Origin of the sequence: Aquimarina sp. MMG016 (assembly GCF_018100805.1) — a bacterium.
In the GTDB taxonomy this organism is placed as follows: domain Bacteria; phylum Bacteroidota; class Bacteroidia; order Flavobacteriales; family Flavobacteriaceae; genus Aquimarina.
On the sequence record NZ_JAGJEA010000001.1, the window covers coordinates 12,995 to 34,117 of the forward strand.

The window sequence follows — 21,123 nt, forward strand, 5'->3', positions numbered from 1 at the left end:
GCATTATTTTATGGTACACACCACTTGATTACTAAACTGTAAACTGACTTTTTTATATCGATCCAAACTTTGATCTTTTAATGCTTTTTGGTAAAAAGCTTTAAAGTTTTTGACCTTACTATTTAATTCTTCTATTTTTCCAAAAACTACTGCAAACGAATATACTCGTAACCCCAGTTCATAATCCCCTTTACTATTTCTATATACACTTACCACGTGTTTTTTTAAGAACTCATCATCCTGAATCTTTCTCAACAATGGATAAATTTCTGAAACTTCTCGTTCCGAAACATTATGAACTAATGGTACGTGAGCAGAATAATTAGTAGATAACGGCATCATATTACCGGTAACATCTACATAAAAAGGTGTAATCGCATCCACCCTAGCAATTGGGGTGCGCTGCTTTATTCTCGCCCTAAGTTCTCCGTTTACAGTAAGATACACGTCAGAATCCTCTACCATTTTGTGTGCATCCAACTCATTCTCTACAGTATTCAAAACTAAAATTTCTTTACCTACGCTCGTCACCTGTTCTGGATTTTGTATTAACAATTTATTAACCGCTTGTTCATTTACATAAGGATTCTGTTCCTGAACAAATTCCACCTGAACTTGATGTATTTTTCTTCCCTCATTTCGCTTGCTTGTAAATGCAAAAAGAAAAACAATTAATCCAGTTAAGCTTATAAATTTTATATATGTCAACATTTTCCCTCTCATGCTAATAATGCTTCTTTTATACTACTTACTTCTTCTCCGATATCTCCTGCTCCAATCGTTACCACCACCTGAGCATCACTATTCAATATTTCTTTTGTCAGATCATTCTTAGATACTAATTTCTTATCCTTAATATCTACCATACCAAGTAACCAATCTGAAGTCACACCCTTTATTGGTAATTCTCTAGCAGGATAAATATCCAATAACAGTAGCTGATCAAACTGACTGAGGCTTTTAGCAAAATCTGATGCAAAATCTCTAGTTCTACTATATAAATGTGGTTGAAAAATTGCCAACACCTTTTTATCAGGGTGCATCTCTCTCACCGCCTGATGCAAAGCATTAATCTCTGTAGGATGATGTGCATAATCATCAACATATACCAAGTCATCCGTTTTAATCTTATAACTAAACCTACGCTGAACTCCTTTAAAAGAAAATAAAGCCTTTGCTAGAGTGTTGGTTGGGGAGCCATATAGCATCGCTATAGCAAAGGCTGTAACAGCATTTAACAAGTTGTGTTTACCTGGCAGGTTTAAATGCAAATCCCTAATGAGTTTATGTGGAGTTTTTAAATCAAAAATATATGTCCCGTTGTTTATTTTTATATTTTGAGCGCAGTAATCTGAATCGTCATTTACTCCAAAAGTAATCCCTGAAAGCGGTAGTCCGTTACACACTAACAAATGATCTTTTGATCTTGATGAAAACTCCATGAATGATTCTTCTAATGCGTTTGCCTTTTCGTAGATATCTAAATGATCAGCATCCATAGAAGTAACCGCAGCAATATCCGGGTATAACTGTAAAAATGATCGATCAAATTCATCAGCTTCTACTACGACAACCTCATTTCCTTCTAAAATCAAATTAGAATTATAATTCTCACTAATTCCACCTAAAAAAGCAGTTACTTTAGCTCCACTTTCTTTAAGTAAATGAGCCAAAATAGCTGTAGTGGTTGTTTTGCCATGTGTTCCAGCTACTGCAAGAGTGTATACATCTTTAGTGATAATCCCTAATACTTCTGCCCGTTTTTTTACACTAAATCCATTATCTATCAAATAGCTAAGCTCATTATGGTCTTTTGGAACAGCTGGAGTATAGACTACCAATGTTTCTTCTTTATTTAGAAATATATCAGGTATATTATCTACGCTATCTTCATAATGAATTTCAATATTTAACTCGGATAAATCTACAGTAATCTGACTAGGTGTTTTATCATATCCTGCCACCTTCTTTCCCAAGAATTTAAAATAACGCGCAAGAGCACTCATACCGATACCGCCAATACCGATAAAATAAATGTTTTGTATTTCTTCTAAACTCTTATTCATATTAGTTCTGCAATGAACCTTTTTCTATTAATTTTTCAATCTCATCTACGATATCAGAAGTTGCATTTGGCAAAGCCATCTTCTTAATATTAAGTACGAGCTTTATTTTCATGGCTTCTAACTCTAAAAGCTGAGTAACTGTTTTCTGAAACCTCTCCTCCAACTCACTTTCTTTAAGCATTTTGGCTCCTTTTCTCTCCACAACAGCTTCTGCATTCTTCGTTTGGTGGTCTTCTGCCACGTTAGGCGAAGGAATAAACAACGTAGGTTTAGCAACTATACATAATTCTGAAACTGAACCCGCTCCTGCTCTAGAAACAATAGCGTCAGCAGCAGCATAAGCTAAATCCATCGTATCTATATATTCATGAACTTGTATACCTTTCTTACTGTCATATTTCTTATATTCCTTGTAATACAACTTGCCGCACTGCCAGATCACTTGAATTTCTTTTTTAGTAAAAAAATCAAGTTCTTGCTCAATCAATTGATTAATTCTTCTTGCTCCTAAACTTCCACCTAACACTAAAACAGTTTTCTTTTCTACATCAAGATTATATTTAGTTATTGCCAGATCTCTTTTAGTATCTATCTCTAATAGGTCCTGACGAACAGGATTACCGGTTTTAATAATCTTCTCCTCAGGAAAAAAACGTTCCATATGATCATATGCCACACAGATCTTATCTGCCTTTTTTGACAGCCACTTATTAGTAATCCCAGGAAACGAATTCTGTTCTTGTAAAACTGTCGGAACGTCCTTAGAGTTCGCAACCTTCAACAATGGTCCACTTGCAAAACCTCCCGTACCTATTACCACATCAGGATTAAAATCTTTAATGATCTTTTTTGATTTCCAAAGACTACTTATCAGCTTCAATGGAAACAAAAGATTGCTCAATGAAAATTTTCTCTGGATACCACTAATCCATAATCCAACAATCTCGTATCCCGCTTGAGGTACTTTTTGCATCTCCATGCGGTCTTTGGCTCCAACAAATAAGATTGAAGCTTCAGGGTATCTATTCTTCAATTCATTAGCAATTGATATAGCAGGATAGATATGACCTCCTGTTCCTCCACCGGACAATATGATTCTTGGTTGTTTACTCATATCACTTCACTCAACACCTCTAATGGGCTTTCTACTTCGTTATTAAAATTTTTTTCTTCGTCTTTCTGCTCTCTTTCTATAATAGCTTCTCTATTTCTACTTACACTTAGTACAATCCCTATTGCCAAACAAGTCATCCAGATAGATGTTCCTCCACTACTAATTAATGGTAGTGTTTGCCCCGTTACCGGGAATAACTCTACAGCAACCGCCATATTAATCAATGCCTGAAATACAATAGGAAGACCAACTCCAATCACCAAGAGTTTTCCAAAGGTATCCACACTCTTATGAGCGACAATCACCAACCTAAAAAGCAGCATTAGATATAAAAGCAATAGAAAAACACCTCCAAAAAGGCCCCATTCCTCAATAATAATTGCGAAAATAAAATCTGAAGAGGATTGGGGAAGAAAATTTCTCTGTACACTCTTTCCTGGCCCTTTACCAAATATCCACCCTCTGGCAATAGCTATTTTTGCACGTTCTATTTGATAGTCCTCTTGCGTATCTTTATTGTCAGTAAAGTTCTCAACCCTACTTACCCAGGTATCTACTCTGTTTGGAAATACTCCAGGAAATGCTTTTGCAAATAAAATAAAGAAGGTAAGTATTAATAATCCGGAGCCTAATATGGTAAGGATGTATTTAAAAGGATAACCACCTAGAAACACTAGCATAATAACCATAGAAAAAATGATCGCCGTGGTTGAAAAGTTCGCTGGTAAAATCAACATCAAGACAATAAACACGGGTAACCAAAGCGGAATCAAGGTTTCTTTAAACGTAACCGTTTTATCCTTTATTTTAGACAAGTACCTTGCTACATAAGCCATCAAAACCACGGCAGCCAAAGTTGATGTCTGAAAAGTAACTCCAACAAACGGCACCCTAATCCATCTACTTGCATTAGCTCCTCCTATTGTTGTATTCTGAGCCATAGTCACCAGCAGCAGCACAATTATGACAGGTATCATAATTATAGAAAGCCCCTTGAAATAATGATAAGGTATCTTATGCACACCATACATTATCAAAAATCCTAATACTAAATGAGCAAAATGCTTTACCAAAAACACAAACGTATTACCATCACCATATAGGTATGCTAAATTACTACTAGCACTATACACGGGTAGAAACGAAAACAAAGCCAACAATGCCGCTACCGCCCATATCACTCTATCGCCTTTTATGTTTGCAAATATTTTTGCCATTAATTGATATTAATTATTCTTATTTTTTATAATTCTCTTACTGCTTCTTTAAACTCTCTTCCTCTTTCTTCGTAATTTTTAAACAAATCAAAACTTGCACAAGCAGGAGACAACAACACATTGTCATTACGCTCTGCTATTTTGTATGCAATTTTCACCGCTTCTTTCATAGATTGTGTTTCTACAATATTATCTATACAATTACCAAAGGCGTTAATGATCTTGCTATTATCAACCCCTAGACAAATGATCGCTTTTACCTTTTCATTTACCAAAGGATACAACTCTGTATAATCATTCCCTTTATCCACACCTCCGACAATCCAAACTGTAGCCGATTTCATAGCATCCAATGCATAAAAAGTAGCATTAACATTAGTAGCTTTAGAATCATTGATGTATTGTACATTGTTGATTTTCAATACATCCTCTAATCTATGTTCTACCCCATGAAAATTCTCCATGCTTTCTCTGATTGTTGTTTTTCTAATTTTCAACAATTGTGCTACTGTGGCTGCGGCCATAGCGTTCTTTACATTGTGATTTCCTTTTAAAGCTAAATTTGATGTTGGCATGGTGAATTTGTTGTTATCTATTGTTATGTTTATATTTTCGTTTTCTATATAAGCCCCTTCTTCTACCTTTTTATTTAATGAAAAAGGCAATAATTTTGATCGAATAGGATGTTTTTCTAAATAATGAACTATCACTTCATCATCAGCATCATAAATGAAATAATCACCCTCAGTTTGATTCATTGTGATCCTGAACTTAGAAGCGATATAATTTTCAAACTTATATTCATATCGATCCAAGTGATCCGGTGTAATGTTGGTTAGCACTGCAATATGAGGTGCAAAATCAATAATACCATCCAGCTGAAAGCTACTCAACTCCAACACGTAATATGGAGTATCATTTTCTGCTACTTGTATCGCAAAACTATCCCCAATATTACCAGCCATACTTATCTCTAAATCTCCATTCTTCAATACATGATGTGTTAGCATTGTAGTGGTAGTCTTTCCATTGCTACCAGTTATTCCAATGATCTTTGCAGACGTGTATTTAGAAGCAAATTCGATCTCTGATATTACCGGAATCTCTTTTCCATTCAGTTTTTGAACTAAATCCACTTTATCTGGAATTCCAGGACTCTTCATTACCATATCCGCATTCAGAATTTTATCTTCTGTATGTTGTTGCTCTTCCCATTCGATTTCAAAATTTCTAAGAACCTCCTTATAATGATCAGTAATTGTCCCTTTATCAGAAACAAAAACTTCGTATCCTTCTTTTTTACCTAGAATAGCAGTTCCTACCCCACTTTCTCCTGCGCCTAAAACCACTAATCTTTTCACTCTACCTCACTTTCAATGTTACTACTGCTATAATTGCTAGAAAAATTCCTATGATCCAGAATCTTGCTACAATTTTACTTTCGTGAATACCTTTTTTCTGATAATGATGATGTAGAGGCGACATTAAAAATATTCGCCTACCTTCTCCGTATTTCTTTCGAGTATACTTAAACCAACTCACCTGCATCATTACTGATAAGGTCTCGATAAAAAAGATTCCACAAAGAATAGGTATCAAGAACTCCTTGCGAATAGCAATTGCAATAACTGCTATTATTCCCCCAATAGTCAGACTACCTGTATCTCCCATAAACACCTGTGCTGGATAGGTATTATACCATAAAAATCCAACCAAAGCCCCTGCAAATGCAGTTATAAAAATTGTCATTTCACCTGAATTAGGTATATACATTACATTGAGATAATCTGAGAAAATGATATTACCCGATACCCATGCAAACAAGGCTAAAGTCAATACTATGATAGCAGAAGATCCTGCTGCCAATCCATCTATACCATCTGTCAAATTTGCTCCATTAGAAACTGCAGTAACTATAAAAATCACAATAGGAATAAAAATTAACCACGCATATTTTACCAGACCTGGACTTATCCAAGTAATCAAACTAGCGTAATCGAATTCATTATTTTTAAAAAACGGGAGTGTCGTTTTTGTTGATTTAACAGCTGGTTTAAAATCAGATTGATCTTCTTTAGAAATAACAATCCCTAATGAATCATCAAAAACTCTTTCTTGACGTACTTGGATATCATCATGAAAATACATGGTACAACCAACGATAAGTCCTAAACCTACTTGCCCAAAAACCTTAAATTTCCCAGCTAATCCTTCTTTATTTTTCTTCCTGATTTTTAAGTAGTCATCTGTAAAACCAATTACACCCATCCATAATGTGGTAACAATAAGCATAATCACATATATGTTATCCAACTTTGCAAATAACAACACTGGAACCAATGTCGCCAGAATAATGATTACTCCACCCATTGTTGGAGTACCTGCTTTTTCAGCTTGACCATCCAAACCTAATTCACGGATACTCTCACCCATTTGTTTTTTTTGTAAAAAACCTATGATTCGCTTACCATAAATTGTAGAGATCAATAAAGACAAAATGATTGCCATCGCAGCTCTAAACGTTATAAATTGAAACAGTGTAGCTCCAGGGAACTGGTATTCACTTTCCAAATATTCAAATAGATAGTATAGCATAGGTTTTACCTTATTTATTCATTTTTTTTAATTCTGCTTTAACAATCTCAAAATCATTAAAATCAGTTCGTTCTCCATGAATCTCTTGATAGGTTTCGTGACCTTTTCCAGCAATTAAAATGATATCATCTTTTTCTGCTAACTGACATGCTGTTTTGATAGCTTGTTTTCTATCAGTTATAGATAATGTCTTTTTATAATCCTGCGGTTCGACCCCTTTTTCTATATCCTCAATAATCTGATCAGGATTTTCTGTTCTGGGGTTATCACTAGTAAAAATGACTTTATTACTCAGTCTTGCAGCGATATTACCCATTACCGGTCTTTTCATCTTATCTCTATCTCCGCCACACCCCACAACCGTAATCAGAGTTTCATTATTGGTTCTTATATCATTAATGGTCTCTAAAACATTTTTTAATGCATCAGGTGTATGTGCATAATCAACAATAGCGGTGATTTTCCCTTCCGAAATTAAATATTGAAATCTTCCGCTTACACTTTGTAAATCACTGATTAGTTGAAGAATCTCAAGAGTTTCCAGACCCAGTAATTCTGCAGTTGCAAAAATTGCCAACAGGTTATAAGCATTGAAGCTTCCTATAAGTTTAGTCCATACTTCATGATCATTCAGCTTCAACAATAATCCCCCTAAACTATTTTCTAATATTTGCCCTCTGAAATCAGCATAGGATTTCAAAGCATAACTATATTGTTTTGCTTTAGTATTCTGAAGCATAAAAGCTCCATTCTTATCATCTTTATTTACGATCGCAAATGCTTTGGATGATAAACCATCAAAAAACAACTTCTTTACATCTCGATACTCCTTGAAGGTATTATGGTAATCCAAATGATCATGAGATAAGTTGGTGAAAATTCCACCAGCAAAAGACAAACCTTCGGTTCGCTTTTGATGAATCCCGTGAGAGCTTACTTCCATAAAGCAATACTCAACCCCTGCATCATTCATCTCTTTGAGATAATAATTAATGGTCAAAGAATCCGGAGTTGTATGCGTTGCTTTATATTCTTTTGTATCTACTAAAACTTTTACCGTAGACAGTAACCCCACTTTGAAGCCAGCCTTTTTAAACAATTGATACAATAAAGTAGCTATGGTAGTTTTACCATTAGTACCTGTAACACCAACTAATTTTAGATTATCAGAAGGTGAACCATAATAGTTAGAAGCCATCATCGCCAATGCTGACTGCGTGTTTTCTACCTCTACATATGTTACCCCATCAACAGTAACATCAGGTATCTTTTCACAAATAATAGCTATCGCACCTTGGTTGATTGCTTTTTCAATATACTCATGTCCATCAGACAGTGTTCCAACAATTGCTACAAACAAACTATCATCTACTACTTTACGAGAATCAAATTCGATTTTACTAATAGCAGCATTGGTATTACCTACTACAGCATTAATCGCAACCTTATATAATATGTCTTTTAGCTCAATCACGATAATTCTAATCTGACGGTTTGATTTATTTGTACTTTGGTTCCTGGCTCTATACTTTGATTCTCTACGTTTCCTGATCCTTTTACTTCTACTTTAAGTCCCATATTTTCCAACAATGAAATCACATCCATTGCAGGCATCCCTTTCACATCAGGCATTATGGTTTTATACTTTTGCGCTTTTGTATAGTAATCTTCATAACTTTCTATCACAGTTGGGCTTTCTACTATAGACGAAGAAACCTCATCAACTACTGGTATATCATTATAGATTTTCATCGCAATAGTCTTAAAAACCGGAGCTGCCACTGTGCTACCATAGTACCCTTTTTCCTTATTGGGCTTATGAATTACTACAATACTTGAATATTTAGGATTATCAGCAGGGAAATAGCCTGCAAATGAGGAAATATATTCTCTCTCTTTATCTTTTCCGTAATTACCCCAACAAGTACCTGTTTTACCTGCTATCAAAAAATTGTCTGTATGAATATTATCAGCAGTTCCTCTTTTCACTACATTAAGCATCATTTTCTGAACAATCTTTGCTGTTTTCTTAGAGCATATAGCAGCATTTAGGACTTCTTTATCAAACCTTTCTTTACTACGATCCCAAGCTTTTACTTCTTTAATAAATCTTGGCTTTACCATTTCGCCATCATTAGCAATTGCATTGTAAAATGCTAATGTTTGTAAAGGAGTAAGCGAAACACCATATCCGTGCGCCATCCAAGGTAGTGTTGTACCATACCAATCTTTATCTCCAGGATAAGGGATTTTAGGAACCCCTTCTCCTTTAATTGACAATCCCAATCGCTCTGCTAGCCCCATATTGATCAATCGATCCACAAATTTTCTAGGATTATCCTTATATTTTTCATTGATGATTTTAGCAAAAGCTGTATTAGAAGATACTTCAAAAGCTTTTGCTGCTGATATTTTACCATAACCACCCCAACGAGAATCTTTTACAGTTCTATCATAAAATTTTACTCTTCCGTTTTCGGTATCTACTACGTGACTAGAATCAATCGCTCTATCTTCTAAAGCTGCAACCATAGTCATTAACTTAAATGTAGATCCTGGTTCGTGGGATTCTCCTACTGCATAATTGAGTTTTTCGTAATACTTACCTGCTTTGGTTCTTCCTAAATTTGAAATTGCTTTAATTTCACCAGTTTTAGTTTCCATAACTACTACTGTTCCATGTTCAGCTTCGAATTCTTCTAACTGACCTAGTAAAGCATGATGTGCGATATCCTGAATATTTACGTCAATAGTAGAAACTACATCATATCCATCCTGAGGTTCTACTTCATTATCATCACCTATTGGTTTCCATTGATTTTTAGCAATTTTTTGTTTTTTACGCTTTCCATCTTTTCCTCTTAGAAATGCTCCATAGGCACCTTCTAGACCAACTCTGGTATAATACCCTTGATCATCACGACGCTCATACCCTACGGTACGTTCAGCAATCTTACCTATTGGATGCTCTCTTACTGTACGTTGCTCTACTATAAGCCCGCCACGATTAGCTCCAAGCTTAAATAGTGGAAACTCTTTAACACGCATATATTGAGAATATCCCAAATTTCTGCGAATCAACACATATCTATTTTTGTTAGATCTAGCAGTTCTTATAATTTTATCGTAATAAGATATTGGTTTATGAAACTCCTTAGAAAGTGCTTCACAAAGGGGTTTTATGTGTTCTCTAAAATCTTTATCCGTAACAGTAACTGCATCGAATCGAATATCATACTTAGGCACAGAAGTAGCTAGCAAATTGCCTTTACTATCATATAGATTACCCCTATTGGCCGGAATATCAAAAGTTTTAAAAACTCTTTCCTGAGCTTTCTTTCGATATTCATCCCCTTCAACAAACTGTATATTAGTCAACTTCACTCCAACAGCTACAGCAAAGAAGAACATACAGCCAGCAATGAAATACAACCTGTTTAATATGTTTTTTTCTTTTATTGCCAAAACTTTTTAATTCTTTACTATTATTTTTTTAGGAGGTGTTGTAGGCCTTTTAATTCCTTTTCGCGTCATCTTATAAATTACTGACGATTCCATTTTTAACTGCATCAACTCTGTTCTGCCGTCTACAAATTGAGTCCTCAACTCGCGGACTTCATTATTTAGCTTTGCTATTTTATGAACCTTACTTTCTGCATTATGAGAGCTTGCAATCATTATTATTGCTAAAAAGGAAAGAAAAAGCAACATTCTCCAATTCTTCATTGCATCATCTGCAATTAGAAACTTTCCTTTTAATATATCATAAATAGTCTGCTTCATATTCTCTCTGCTATTCTAAGCTTAGCACTTCGTGCTCTATTATTTATTGCAATCTCTTCTGCAGTTGGAACTATTAGTTTCCCAACTTTTTTAAAGGGTACCGAAATATTACCGTACATATCTTTTTCCGGTTCTCCTTCGAACATTCCACTTCTTATAAATCTTTTTACCAGTCTATCTTCTAAAGAATGATATGATATAAGACTAACTCTACCTCCTACATCCAACAATTCCGGTGTTTGCAACAAAAACTCTTTCAACACCTCTATCTCTTGATTAACCTCAATCCGAATTGCCTGATAAATCTGAGCTAATATTTTGTGTTCTCTATGTGTTGGTAAAAAAGGGCTTAACACCTCCTTTAATTCTACACTAGTTTTAATAGGGTCATTTTTTCTCGCTCCCACGATTGTTCTTGCCAATTTTGGTGCGTTTCGTAACTCTCCATAATTAAAAAACACTGCTCTTAGATCATTTTCTTCATATTCATTAATCACATGGTAGGCGGATAATTTTTTATTCTGATCCATTCTCATATCCAGATCTCCTTCGAACCTAGTTGAAAAACCTCTCTCTGCAACATCAAATTGGTGCGATGAAACTCCAAAATCACCAAGGATACCATCTACTTTTTTTTGACCATGGAATCTCAAAAACCTCTTAATAAATCTAAAATTCTCATTGATCAGTGTAAATCGATCATCTTCAATCACATTATCCAAGGCATCCTGATCCTGATCAAAGGCAAACAACTTCCCGTGTGGTCCTAATCTTTTCAAAATCTCCCTAGAGTGACCTCCTCCACCAAATGTCACATCAACATAAACCCCATCAGGTTTCATTGCTAATCCATCTACGGTTTCTTTGAGTAAAACCGGGTTATGATATTCCGTCTGTTGCATCGTCAAATCCCATTACTTCTTCAGCTAAATCTCCAAAATCATCAGCAGTCTCATCAATTGCTTTTTCATATTGATCTTTATCCCAGATCTCAATGATATTAACAGCGGATGACAACACTAGTTCTTTTGTTATACCTGCAAAACTGATTAAATCTTTTGGAATCAAAAGACGACCAGCAGCATCAATCTCTACTACTTTTACACCAGCAGTAAACCTTCTGATAAAATCATTATTCTTCTTTTTAAAGCGGTTTAGCTTATTTATTTTCTGCATCAAAAGATTCCATTCTTCCATTGGATACAACTCCAAACATGACTGAAATACAGCTCTTTTTAACACAAATCCATCTTGTAACACAGGTGAAAGTTGCTTCTTAAAAGCAATAGGCATCATGAGACGTCCTTTGGCGTCTGCCTTACATTCGTATGTGCCGATTAGATTTACCACTCTATTTCCCTAAGTGTTTAATTAGTCAAATATATTGAAAAATTTACCACTTTTTACCACAATATACCACATTGTTAATAAGTTGTCTTCAAAAAATTGGTTTTGAACTCATTAAAAAAAACCAATTTTCGTTTATCAACACCATGTATCAGAGCTTGTAAAAGGCTGGTTTTGATGATATCAGAGTACCTAAAAATTAATGATGAAAAAAAATATAAAGATTAGCTCTGTAGTATTAATAAAAAATATCCAAACTAATTATGAAAATGCTATATTTGCTTTTAATTCTTGTAAGAAGTATTAATGAAGCACGAATTAAAAAAAGACGGAAAATTTAGTTATCTAGATTCAGGGGAAGGCACGCCAATCATCATATTACACGGATTGATGGGTGGGCTGAGCAATTTTGAAGGTGTAGGCTCATACTTTCCTAAACAAGGTTACAAAGTATTGATTCCGGAACTTCCCATATATACTTTATCTTTAGTAAAAACTAAGGTTAGCACATACGCCAAATACCTGAAAGACTTTATAGATCATTTAGGCTATGATGATAAAGAAGTGATTTTATTAGGTAATTCACTTGGCGGACATATTGCACTGCTATGCACAAAAATGTTTCCTGAAAAAATAAAAGGGTTAGTCATAACAGGAAGTTCAGGTTTATACGAAAGTGCTATGGGTGAAAGTTACCCTAAAAGAGGTGACTATGAATATATAAAAGCTAAAGCTGAGAATGTGTTTTATGACCCTGCTATAGCAACGAAAGAAATTGTAGATGAAGTTTATGCAACTGTCAATGATCGAAACAAATTAATAAGAACTTTAGCTATCGCTAAAAGTGCTATCAGACATAATATGGCTAAAGACCTACCTAATATGGCGACTCCTACCTGTATTATTTGGGGAAAGAATGACAACGTAACTCCACCTGAGGTAGCTGATGATTTTAACCGATTATTACCGGATTCTGATCTATATTGGATTGACAAATGTGGACATGCAGCAATGATGGAACATCCTGAAGAATTCAACAAACTATTGCATAATTGGTTACAGGAGCGTAACTATTAAATTATACAGACAAAACAATGAAAATTAGCAGCGCTGAATTTGTGATTAGTAACAGCGATGTCGCCAAATGTCCTAAAGACAAACTCCCTGAGTATGCTTTCATAGGACGGTCTAATGTTGGTAAATCTTCATTGATCAATATGCTCGCAGATCGTAAAAGTTTAGCCAAAACATCTGGAAGACCCGGAAAAACTCAACTAATCAATCATTTTTTAATCAATAAAAATTGGTTTTTAGTAGATTTACCTGGCTATGGATATGCCAGAGTTTCTAAATCAGCAAAAAAAGTATTCCAGAAATTTATTACTTCATATTTCTCTAAAAGAACTCAACTAGTAAGTGCTTTTGTTCTAGTGGATTCTCGTCATGAACCACAAAAAATTGATCTGGAATTTATGCAATGGTTAGGCGAAAATCAAATTCCATTTTCTATCATTTTTACTAAAGCAGATAAGCTATCTAAAAATAAATTACCCGTTCAAATCAATAGCTACATTGAAGAAATGCTAAAGTATTGGGAAGAAATGCCAAATTATTTTATCACTTCCTCTTCATCTGGATTAGGAAAAGATGAAGTACTTAACTACATAGATGAAATTAATGCACAACTTAAGAATTCTTAAGTTGTTTTCTGTTTAACAAGAGAAATCAAACTTTCTACTGAAGTTAATTTTGATAATTCTTCATCATCAATCAAAAGCTTTAAATCTCCTTCATCTTTTTCAAAAATTACAGGAAGCTTCAAGTTTGGTATTTGATATTTATCTAAAAACTCATCTTTATATATAAAAGCGAAATCATAGTTAGAATTTTCTCTGAATTCTTTCCAGATTTGGTTTTCAGAAAAATTACCATGTGTTAAGCTACATAGATCACAAGAATACGTAGACGGACTAAGGATCTTATGTACCATATCTATTGACTTATTCCAGAATCCGGATTTTGCGTTATACACGAAAATAAGTGCTCTCATTAAAACAAATAAGATAATAAGAAGAGTTGTAATTAATCACTACAACTCTTCTTCAAAAGTTAAAATATTTTTAACCTAGTTCCTTACCACAATTTGCCTAACTGCAGAACCTCCAGTAATACTATCATTAACCAAAACCAAATACACTCCAGATTGCAAATTACCAACATTAATTCGTACAAAATTCCTTCTTTGAAATATTTCTACATCAACAGGGTTTCCTGACATATCAAACAATTGTGTTGTTAAATTACTATTCCTTAACCCTCTTATAATCACGTATGCAAATCTAGATGCTGGATTAGGAAAAACAACAGCATTTAACTCAATTTGCTCATTACGAACAACTTCTATCGAATTTGACAAATCATAACATCCATCTAGATCAGTCAAGGCATTGTTTCCTGGCTCCAAACCTTCTAAACCATCCTCATAACGAATATACCAGATTAAACAAGTGCCAACTCCAGCTCCATCAAAATCAACTCCTTCTAAAGCTGTTACCGTTGGAGGTAAACCTAATATTGTACCACGATCATCGGTAATCACCCAACTAGCATTACCCCCAGAACTACCTGAAACAGAAACCCCACTAACATTATCCGGAATACCATCGACTGTAAAACTAAATGGACCACCAGTAATTTCTCCTCCATCAGGATCATTACGTGTTACACTAATAGAATTTGACAAATCATATATCCCTGATAAATCGGTCAATGCATTATTCCCAGGCTCTAGTCCTTCTAATCCATCCTCATAACTCAAATGCCAAATCAAACATACACCTGCTCCAGCTCCATCAAAATCAACTCCTTCTACTGCTTCAATTGTTGGCGGTAGTCCTAATATCAATCCTTGGTCATCAGTAATCACCCAAGTCGAATTATTACCTGCATTACCTGATAATGATATATCACTCACATTATCTACCTCACCATCAACGCAAAATGTAAACGGACCTCCTTCTATTTCACCTCCATCTACTGCTTCATTACGAACAACTTCTATCGAATTTGACAAATCATAACATCCATCTAGATCAGTCAAGGCATTGTTTCCTGGCTCCAAACCTTCTAAACCATCCTCATATCGAATATACCAGATTAAACAAGTACCAACTCCAGCTCCATCAAAATCAACTCCTTCTAAAGCTGTTACCGTTGGAGGTAAACCTAATATTGTACCACGATCATCGGTAATCACCCAACTAGCATTACTCCCAGAACTACCCGAAACAGAAACCCCACTAACATTATCAGGAATACCATCTACTGTAAAACTAAATGGACCACTAGTAATTTCTCCTCCATCTGCTGTACAAGCAGACCAAAAACCTAATCCATTCTGTGTGCCATTTCCAGCATAGGTATAAGGCCCTGGTCCAACAATGAAATCCCCTTCTGTCCATAATCCCTGAGCTACAGCTAAAGGCTCACGAATATTTCCAGCTGCTCCCCATTGAACAAAATCAATTAAATTAGTAGCAATCCCAAAGCCTCCATCAGAAGGTGTATTAGGAAGATATAACGATAATCCATCACTTGCTACACCTACTTCTACGTTATAAGAAACCGTTACAGAACCAGAAGGCATTACATTTAAATCACCACTAGCATTAGTTAATGATTTTAATTGCCTATAAGTTCCCGGGCGTAAGCATAGCCAATAATCATTTAAATCAACTGCAGAGTCACCAAAATTGGTTAATGTAACTGTTGCCGAATTTTCTACGGGATAAACCATTGTCAAACGAGGGTTTGCCTGCGCAAAGCCACTATAAACTGTTCCAATAAAAAAAAGAAAAGCGTAAACTATCTTCAGAGATACGTTTACGCCTGGTAATTTTGTTTTCATTTTAGATTTGATTTAGTTAATAAATAAGAATATTTGTGTAATATTTCTATTGGAAAGTAACTTTTTTAAAACAAAAAAAATGTTAGCTAGCTAACATTTTTCAATCAAATCATACTTAAAACATTACTTTTTATTGAGCTCTAATTTCTCAGCAAAATAATCACAAAAATCTTTCATCGTTGCAGACATTTTCTCATCCTGCGTAGCTCGATGAAAAGTATCACTCATAGAAACTAATGTTTGATGAAAAAATATTTTCATTTCGTCCACAGGCATATCTTTAGTCCATAAATCAATACGAAGACTTTCTTTATTTTTACTATCCCAAACAGATAACAATAAAGCTTTTGTTTCTTCATTTTCTACACCACCATCTTTTGCTGTCCATTGTAATTTTTCGGGAACTCGATTTTCATCCAGTTCTATATCTATATTTATTTCAGATTTATGTGTACTTGCCATTATCTTGCGGGTTTATATTTTGAAGTGTTAAAAATTGTTTCAGCATCTGCCATTAATAATTGCCGCAAAGATACATTGTTATTTTTCATATAAGAAGCTACAATCCTCCAACCTATATATTGACCTACTCGATCAGGAGCCTCTTTATCTATCTCTTCTAAATAAAACTTAGAAAAAGGTGCTGGATATAAAAACCTAGGCATCAAATTGTTACCTGTACTATACAATAACTGTCTATCTATAAAATACCTCCATATTTGTTCTTCATTGGCTTCTAACCAAGCATATTGCTCATCAGAATATCCCATTTTCTCAGCATCAGACTGATTGGGTAGAAATATTTTTTTTAGATACATCTCTTTTCCGTAGTAAATAAGGTTAGCTAAGAAAGTTCGATTTTTAGGTAATTCTACAAGTTGTTTGGCATACATTGTAGCTATGTCGGGCATTATTTGACTTTTCTTAAAATTTCGTTTTAGATATGCCTGAATACCCTCATAAAAATAATGGTCTTCACCCAAATAAGTATCCAAAGAAATAATAAGCAAATTACCAGACAACACTATCTTATTGCGATAATCAACATCTGATGTAATTGCAATTGCCCTAGGAACAGTTACCTCAGGGAAATAATATTTTATATGTTGCAACAAAGAACGAAGGTCTTCTTCTTCACTCAAAAGGTCAGGAAACGTTTTTTTTACCTCTCTATTTATTTCGATCTGAAGTGTATCATTAGCCCTTTTAATCCATGTGCTATCCGAATATTGTTTAGGAAATAGAAAAGGGAAGCCTTCTTTTAACTCCGGAAGTGTTTCCTCTGTTACTTTAGCAAACAATTGATCAAAACGTTCTATTTTAACTTCTACCGGGATTTTTGTAATTTCTTTTTCCAGTTTGTTTTCGCTTACACAAGATGTAAAAACACAAAAAACAATAGCAAACTTTGAAAATCTAATAATATCCATTCTTAAATTATAATATCTTTCTAAATAATTTTTACTATTGAAGAACGCCATCTTTTTTTATTAATTTTATAATCGCAAAGTTAATATATCAAATTACAAATTTATAACAACGATAAATAATATAATATGCATACAGAAAAAGTAATTGACCACATTGTAAATTGGCTAAAGGATTATGCTACAAAAGCAAATATCAAAGGGTTTGTTGTTGGCGTTAGTGGTGGGATTGATAGTGCAGTTACTTCTTCATTATGTGCTAAAACCGGATTGAACACAATTTGTGTAGAAATGCCAATTCACCAAGCTCCTAGTCAAGTAACCAGAGCTCAAGAACATATTGCACAGCTAAAAAAACGATTTTCTAATGTTTCTGATGAAAGAATAGATCTCACTTCTGTCTTTGAGGAGTTTAAAACTGTGGCTCCCAGTACAGATTCAAAAGCCAAACTTGATTTAAGCTTAGCTAATACCAGAGCGCGTTTAAGAATGACCGCGTTGTATTATTTAGCCGGAACACAAGGGTACTTAGTTGCTGGAACCGGTAATAAAGTTGAAGATTTCGGAGTTGGTTTTTATACCAAATATGGCGATGGTGGCGTAGATCTAAGCCCAATTGCCGATCTACTAAAAAGTGAAGTATACGAATTAGGAAAGGCATTATTAGTCCAAGAATCTATTCTTATTGCTGCACCAACCGATGGATTATTTGGAGATAGTAGAAGTGATGAAGATCAAATTGGAGCAAGTTATGATGAATTAGAATGGGCCATGAAAATGAAAGATCAGGGGAAAAATTTAGATGATTTTACAGGAAGAGAAAAGGAGGTATTTCACATTTACAATCGCTTAAATACGGTAAATCAACATAAAATGATACCAATTCCGGTGTGTAAAATACCCGTTAATCTATTATAATCAACACTTTATCGATAATTTCATAAAAAAAAGTTTACAAGAGGTAGTTCTTATTAATTTTGCAGGGAGATAAAAAGTTACCCCTAGCCTAGAGATGTTAAACTCTTTAAAATTAATAAACTAACACATTAACAATCGTAAACAAGAATGACAACCGTACTAATTGCTGATCATCATCCGATTACTAGGAAAGGGATAGTCTCGTTACTTCGCAATTCTGAAGAATATGAGATTATTGGGAAAGTAAGTAATGGAAACGAGATGTATGACATTTTAAAAGCCAATACCCCAGATGTACTCATTATGGAATTGGATCTACCTCAGATCAATGGAATAATGGCATTACGAACCATCAAGAAAGAATTCACAGGTATTAAAGTCATTATCTTTAGCTCACATCCTGAAGAAATGTATGCTCTAAGTGCTATTAAAGCCGGGGCTTCTGCTTATTTATCTAAAACCGTTGCTACAAAAACACTTAGAAAAGCCATCGAGCGTGTTGCTAGAGGAGGAATCTATCTTAATGACAACCTGACTCAACAACTAGCTAATGGTAATGCCAGTGAGAATAATATGGTCGTGAAATATAAAAAGCTTTCTTCTAGAGAAATAGAAGTTCTGAATCTTTTATCTTCTGGAAAAAGAAACAAGGATATAGCAACTACTTTATCTATTAATGAAAAAACAGTAAGTACGTATAAAACTCGTCTGCTGAAAAAACTTAAGGTAGATAATCTTGCTGACCTAATTCACCAATCTAGATTATTGCATATAAGCTAAACCACACGGTTTAGCTTCTCTGATAATATTCTTTTTAAAGAAAGGTAATCCATGATATCCTGAAGGGTTTCTTGATTATCTTCTTTATCAGCATCCTGAGCTTTCACTTCTTGTGAGAGCTCTTTTACTTTTTGGCCAATTAAATACCTCCTTAAATTAAGAATGATATCATTTACATATTGAGAAACGGTATAATCCTTTTGCTTTACATGAATCTCCATATCATGCCATCTAGCTAGGGCATATTGCTCTTCTTTCATGATAATCGAAGTAATCTCATAAGCCAATTCAGGAGCGATTTGATTGATGAAATTTTCGACCTTAAAATCGTTATTTTGATTTAATTGCTCTATCAGAACAGTATATATTCCTTTAAAACCATCATTAGCAAACTCAATTTCGTCGTCTTGCAAATCGAGGTATATCTTTTCAAAAACTTTAGATGTATGTATTTCAGGTTCCATAACCAATTCTCCATCATCATTCTCTTTTAAAACTAAATCTTCAAACTCCTCCTCTCGATGTCCATAGAGTATTAGAATTTCAATGATTTTGCGTTCTAGCTCGTACTGCTCATTTACTTTAGGAGTTTGTTTGGCTTCCGGTTTTACTACCTCGAGTTTCTTTTTATCCTCTTTTTGTTGTTTACGCTGATCTTTATGATCTACATTTCGGATCTGTGCTAATGTATTAAACAATACTTCTTCAGAAATATCCATAATACGAGAGCATTCCTGCACATAGATTTCACGTTTGATCACATCGGGAATTTTGGAAATACTAGTTACCATATCCCTAACCAGCTCTGCTTTTTTTATAGGGTCATTTTGGGATTCTTTCTGAAGTATTGAGGCTTTAAACCGAATAAAATCTTGTGCGTTCTCTTTTAGATACAAAGTTAGCTCTTCTAGAGTGTTTTGCTTTGCAAAACTATCCGGATCTTCACCATCGGGAAAACTACACACTTTTACATTCATTCCTTGCTCCAGAATGAGATCAACACCTCTTATTGATGCTCGCATTCCTGCTGCATCTCCATCAAATAAAACAGTAATATTTTTAGTTAGCCTGCTAATGAGTCGAATTTGATCTGGGGTCAACGCAGTACCAGAAGATGAAACTACATTATGTACACCAGTTTGATAAAACTGAATAACATCTGTATACCCTTCTACAATATAGCAGTTATCTTCTTTGGCTATAGACTGTTTTGCATGATAAATCCCATACAAAACCTTACTTTTATGATAGATATCGCTCTCTGGTGAATTAAGATATTTGGCAGCTTTTTTCTCATTTGTTAGAATTCTTCCGCCAAAACCTAACACACGCCCGGACATCGATAGAATAGGAAACATTACCCTACCTTTGAAACGATCAAACTGTTTTTCTTCCTTAACAATAGTAAGCCCGGTTTTTTCAAGATAATCTAGTTTATATCCTTTTTTTATAGCTTCAGATGTAAAAGCATCCCATAAATCAGGTGAATATCCTAATGCGAACTTTTTTATAGTTTCTTCGGTAAACCCTCTTTCTTTAAAATATGTTAACCCTATTGCTTTACCTTTTTCGGTTTTATGTAATGAGTTTTGAAAAAAAGTATTTGCAAACTCACTAACCAGATACATACTTTCCCTCTCATTAGCCTGCTCCTTTTGTTCATCTGTCTGTTCAGTCTCCTCAACTTCAATGTTATATTTTTTGGCAAGATATTTTATAGCTTCAGGATATGTAAAATGCTCATGCTCCATCAGAAAAGCCACCACATTACCGCCTTTACCACTAGAAAAATCTTTCCAGATCTGTTTTACCGGCGAAACCATAAATGATGGTGTTCGTTCATCACTAAAAGGACTGAGCCCTTTAAAATTACTACCTGCTTTTTTTAATTGCACAAAATCACCAATTACCTCTTCTAATCGGGCAGTTTCAAAAACAGCATCTAAAGTCGATTTATGGATCATTATCG

The 21,123-nt window shown here is 34.5% G+C and carries 20 protein-coding genes; 4 read left to right on the forward strand and 16 right to left on the reverse strand.

Annotated features, from left to right (window positions below; translation table 11 throughout):
* Nucleotides 1-3 precede the first annotated feature (3 nt).
* The 11 genes from J8M14_RS00035 to mraZ are packed head-to-tail and all read right to left on the reverse strand — an operon-like array spanning nt 4 to nt 12,125.
* The gene (locus tag J8M14_RS00035; RefSeq protein ID WP_247672514.1) at nt 4-723 is read right to left on the reverse strand and encodes a hypothetical protein; all 720 of its coding nucleotides are present in this window, start codon (nt 721-723) and stop codon (nt 4-6) included.
* On the reverse strand, nt 720-2,066 hold the full coding sequence (gene murC, locus J8M14_RS00040; protein ID WP_211072296.1) for a UDP-N-acetylmuramate--L-alanine ligase: 1,347 nt from the start codon (nt 2,064-2,066) through the stop codon (nt 720-722). The genes J8M14_RS00035 and murC overlap by 4 nt, the downstream gene beginning before the upstream one ends.
* A 1-nt stretch (nt 2,067) precedes the next feature.
* Nucleotides 2,068-3,180 (reverse strand): undecaprenyldiphospho-muramoylpentapeptide beta-N-acetylglucosaminyltransferase, encoded by a 1,113-nt coding sequence (gene murG, locus J8M14_RS00045; RefSeq protein ID WP_211072297.1) that lies wholly within the window; start codon nt 3,178-3,180, stop codon nt 2,068-2,070.
* Complete coding sequence (locus J8M14_RS00050) at nt 3,177-4,397, reverse strand: FtsW/RodA/SpoVE family cell cycle protein (protein WP_211072298.1); 1,221 nt, start codon at nt 4,395-4,397, stop codon at nt 3,177-3,179. Before J8M14_RS00050 ends, murG begins: the two co-directional genes overlap by 4 nt.
* 26 nt (nt 4,398-4,423) lie before the next feature.
* The gene (murD, locus tag J8M14_RS00055) at nt 4,424-5,758 is read right to left on the reverse strand and encodes a UDP-N-acetylmuramoyl-L-alanine--D-glutamate ligase (RefSeq protein WP_211072299.1); all 1,335 of its coding nucleotides are present in this window, start codon (nt 5,756-5,758) and stop codon (nt 4,424-4,426) included.
* 1 nt (nt 5,759) lies between these two features.
* A complete protein-coding gene (mraY, locus tag J8M14_RS00060; protein ID WP_211072300.1) occupies nt 5,760-6,992 on the reverse strand; it encodes a phospho-N-acetylmuramoyl-pentapeptide-transferase in 1,233 nt (410 codons plus the stop codon).
* Between the two features lie 10 nt (nt 6,993-7,002).
* Entirely contained in the window at nt 7,003-8,466 is a 1,464-nt protein-coding gene (locus tag J8M14_RS00065; RefSeq protein ID WP_211072301.1) for a UDP-N-acetylmuramoyl-L-alanyl-D-glutamate--2,6-diaminopimelate ligase, read from the reverse strand.
* The gene (locus tag J8M14_RS00070) at nt 8,463-10,457 is read right to left on the reverse strand and encodes a penicillin-binding protein (RefSeq protein ID WP_211072302.1); all 1,995 of its coding nucleotides are present in this window, start codon (nt 10,455-10,457) and stop codon (nt 8,463-8,465) included. Before J8M14_RS00070 ends, J8M14_RS00065 begins: the two co-directional genes overlap by 4 nt.
* Nucleotides 10,458-10,463: 6 nt before the next feature.
* On the reverse strand, nt 10,464-10,775 hold the full coding sequence (locus tag J8M14_RS00075; protein WP_211072303.1) for an FtsL-like putative cell division protein: 312 nt from the start codon (nt 10,773-10,775) through the stop codon (nt 10,464-10,466).
* Nucleotides 10,772-11,677, reverse strand: a complete 906-nt coding sequence (rsmH, locus tag J8M14_RS00080; RefSeq protein WP_211072304.1) for a 16S rRNA (cytosine(1402)-N(4))-methyltransferase RsmH — start codon at nt 11,675-11,677, stop codon at nt 10,772-10,774. Before rsmH ends, J8M14_RS00075 begins: the two co-directional genes overlap by 4 nt.
* The gene (mraZ, locus tag J8M14_RS00085) at nt 11,655-12,125 is read right to left on the reverse strand and encodes a division/cell wall cluster transcriptional repressor MraZ (RefSeq protein WP_211072305.1); all 471 of its coding nucleotides are present in this window, start codon (nt 12,123-12,125) and stop codon (nt 11,655-11,657) included. The genes rsmH and mraZ overlap by 23 nt, the downstream gene beginning before the upstream one ends.
* 303 nt (nt 12,126-12,428) lie before the next feature.
* Here mraZ and J8M14_RS00090 point away from each other — a divergent pair, with 303 nt between their 5' ends.
* Nucleotides 12,429-13,199: an alpha/beta hydrolase gene (locus J8M14_RS00090; RefSeq protein WP_211072306.1), complete on the forward strand. Its 771-nt coding sequence runs from the start codon at nt 12,429-12,431 to the stop codon at nt 13,197-13,199.
* A 17-nt stretch (nt 13,200-13,216) separates the two neighbouring features.
* Complete coding sequence (yihA, locus tag J8M14_RS00095; RefSeq protein WP_211072307.1) at nt 13,217-13,822, forward strand: ribosome biogenesis GTP-binding protein YihA/YsxC; 606 nt, start codon at nt 13,217-13,219, stop codon at nt 13,820-13,822.
* Here yihA and J8M14_RS00100 read toward each other — a convergent pair.
* The 4 genes from J8M14_RS00100 to gldB all read right to left on the reverse strand — a co-directional run bounded on the left by J8M14_RS00100 (nt 13,819) and on the right by gldB (nt 17,459).
* Nucleotides 13,819-14,172 (reverse strand): GTPase, encoded by a 354-nt coding sequence (locus J8M14_RS00100; protein WP_211072308.1) that lies wholly within the window; start codon nt 14,170-14,172, stop codon nt 13,819-13,821. The two genes, yihA and J8M14_RS00100, sit on opposite strands and share 4 nt — an antisense overlap.
* 75 nt (nt 14,173-14,247) lie before the next feature.
* Entirely contained in the window at nt 14,248-16,029 is a 1,782-nt protein-coding gene (locus J8M14_RS00105; RefSeq protein WP_211072309.1) for a T9SS type A sorting domain-containing protein, read from the reverse strand.
* A 123-nt stretch (nt 16,030-16,152) separates the two neighbouring features.
* Entirely contained in the window at nt 16,153-16,491 is a 339-nt protein-coding gene (gldC, locus tag J8M14_RS00110) for a gliding motility protein GldC (protein WP_211072310.1), read from the reverse strand.
* Nucleotides 16,491-17,459: a gliding motility lipoprotein GldB gene (gldB, locus tag J8M14_RS00115; RefSeq protein WP_211072311.1), complete on the reverse strand. Its 969-nt coding sequence runs from the start codon at nt 17,457-17,459 to the stop codon at nt 16,491-16,493. The genes gldC and gldB overlap by 1 nt, the downstream gene beginning before the upstream one ends.
* 126 nt (nt 17,460-17,585) lie before the next feature.
* Between gldB and nadE the strand changes: the two genes are divergently transcribed.
* Together nadE and J8M14_RS00125 are read left to right on the forward strand one after the other, a co-directional pair.
* Nucleotides 17,586-18,374: an NAD(+) synthase gene (gene nadE / locus J8M14_RS00120; protein WP_211072312.1), complete on the forward strand. Its 789-nt coding sequence runs from the start codon at nt 17,586-17,588 to the stop codon at nt 18,372-18,374.
* A 147-nt stretch (nt 18,375-18,521) separates the two neighbouring features.
* Nucleotides 18,522-19,154 (forward strand): response regulator transcription factor, encoded by a 633-nt coding sequence (locus tag J8M14_RS00125; RefSeq protein ID WP_211072313.1) that lies wholly within the window; start codon nt 18,522-18,524, stop codon nt 19,152-19,154.
* On the opposite strand, the gene dnaG is transcribed toward J8M14_RS00125, so the two are convergent.
* Nucleotides 19,151-21,118 (reverse strand): DNA primase, encoded by a 1,968-nt coding sequence (gene dnaG / locus J8M14_RS00130; protein WP_211072314.1) that lies wholly within the window; start codon nt 21,116-21,118, stop codon nt 19,151-19,153. The two genes, J8M14_RS00125 and dnaG, sit on opposite strands and share 4 nt — an antisense overlap.
* Nucleotides 21,119-21,123: the final 5 nt, after the last annotated feature.

Excerpts from the sequence above, each read along its gene's own strand:
- murC (WP_211072296.1), bottom strand. The coding sequence starts at position 2,066 with ATGAATAAGAGTTTAGAAGAAATACAAAACATTTATTTTATCGGTATT.
- J8M14_RS00090 (WP_211072306.1), top strand. The coding sequence starts at position 12,429 with ATGAAGCACGAATTAAAAAAAGACGGAAAATTTAGTTATCTAGATTCA.
- dnaG (WP_211072314.1), bottom strand. The coding sequence starts at position 21,118 with ATGATCCATAAATCGACTTTAGATGCTGTTTTTGAAACTGCCCGATTA.
- gldC (WP_211072310.1), bottom strand. The coding sequence starts at position 16,491 with ATGGCAAGTACACATAAATCTGAAATAAATATAGATATAGAACTGGAT.
- J8M14_RS00035 (WP_247672514.1), bottom strand. The coding sequence starts at position 723 with ATGAGAGGGAAAATGTTGACATATATAAAATTTATAAGCTTAACTGGA.
- J8M14_RS00125 (WP_211072313.1), top strand. The coding sequence starts at position 18,522 with ATGACAACCGTACTAATTGCTGATCATCATCCGATTACTAGGAAAGGG.
- J8M14_RS00075 (WP_211072303.1), bottom strand. The coding sequence starts at position 10,775 with ATGAAGCAGACTATTTATGATATATTAAAAGGAAAGTTTCTAATTGCA.
- rsmH (WP_211072304.1), bottom strand. The coding sequence starts at position 11,677 with ATGCAACAGACGGAATATCATAACCCGGTTTTACTCAAAGAAACCGTA.
- murG (WP_211072297.1), bottom strand. The coding sequence starts at position 3,180 with ATGAGTAAACAACCAAGAATCATATTGTCCGGTGGAGGAACAGGAGGT.
- J8M14_RS00050 (WP_211072298.1), bottom strand. The coding sequence starts at position 4,397 with ATGGCAAAAATATTTGCAAACATAAAAGGCGATAGAGTGATATGGGCG.
- mraY (WP_211072300.1), bottom strand. The coding sequence starts at position 6,992 with ATGCTATACTATCTATTTGAATATTTGGAAAGTGAATACCAGTTCCCT.
- nadE (WP_211072312.1), top strand. The coding sequence starts at position 17,586 with ATGCATACAGAAAAAGTAATTGACCACATTGTAAATTGGCTAAAGGAT.
- gldB (WP_211072311.1), bottom strand. The coding sequence starts at position 17,459 with ATGGATATTATTAGATTTTCAAAGTTTGCTATTGTTTTTTGTGTTTTT.
- J8M14_RS00105 (WP_211072309.1), bottom strand. The coding sequence starts at position 16,029 with ATGAAAACAAAATTACCAGGCGTAAACGTATCTCTGAAGATAGTTTAC.
- J8M14_RS00100 (WP_211072308.1), bottom strand. The coding sequence starts at position 14,172 with ATGAGAGCACTTATTTTCGTGTATAACGCAAAATCCGGATTCTGGAAT.
- yihA (WP_211072307.1), top strand. The coding sequence starts at position 13,217 with ATGAAAATTAGCAGCGCTGAATTTGTGATTAGTAACAGCGATGTCGCC.